The organism is Shewanella sp. NKUCC05_KAH (assembly GCF_019345585.1).
Lineage (GTDB): Bacteria > Pseudomonadota > Gammaproteobacteria > Enterobacterales > Shewanellaceae > Shewanella > Shewanella oncorhynchi.
This window is the reverse complement of record NZ_JAHKQZ010000051.1, coordinates 1-578: the sequence shown is the minus strand read 5'-3', so window position 1 is coordinate 578 and position 578 is coordinate 1. Positions and strand designations below refer to the sequence as shown.

Annotated in this window: 2 rRNA genes; both read left to right on the top strand. The window is 43.1% G+C overall.

What is annotated here, in order from left to right:
* Positions 1-87 (top strand): 16S ribosomal RNA (locus tag KO533_RS22420); the annotation flags it as partial.
* A gap of 411 nt (positions 88-498) precedes the next feature.
* Positions 499-578: ribosomal RNA gene (locus tag KO533_RS22415) — 23S ribosomal RNA — on the top strand; the annotation flags it as partial.

The following is a 578-nucleotide window of genomic DNA, read 5'->3' as shown; positions in this document are numbered from 1 at the left end:
GGGGCGCTCACCACTTTGTGGTTCATGACTGGGGTGAAGTCGTAACAAGGTAGCCCTAGGGGAACCTGGGGCTGGATCACCTCCTTACCTATACGACTAACTTAATGTTTGGTCGAAAAATGCTCCTGCATTTTCGACATTCGGTACATCCGTGTACCTTTTGAGTGTTCACACAGATTGCTTGTTTATCTTCTCTTAGGAGAAGTCAGAGCTGAATGCGCCGCGAGCCGGTACGCATTGTTCTTTAACAATTTGGAAAGCTGATAGTATTTAATTGCATGAGTCTGTCATGTAATTAATTACAAAACGTTTAATGCGAAAGCATTGAACATGAGTTCTCAAACACTTTATTAAGTGTCTTGAATATTCAATAGTAAATTATTCTTTATTGAATAGTTTACGTCTAAGGCGCGTCCACTTCTTTGGTCAGAAGTGAGACAAGTAAAACCAAGCTGGTCGCAATGCGGCTCAGGTGAGTGAAACTCATTTGGGTTGTATGGTTAAGCGACTAAGCGTATACGGTGGATGCCTTGGCAGTCAGAGGCGATGAAGGACGTAGTAACTTGCGAAAAGCGTTG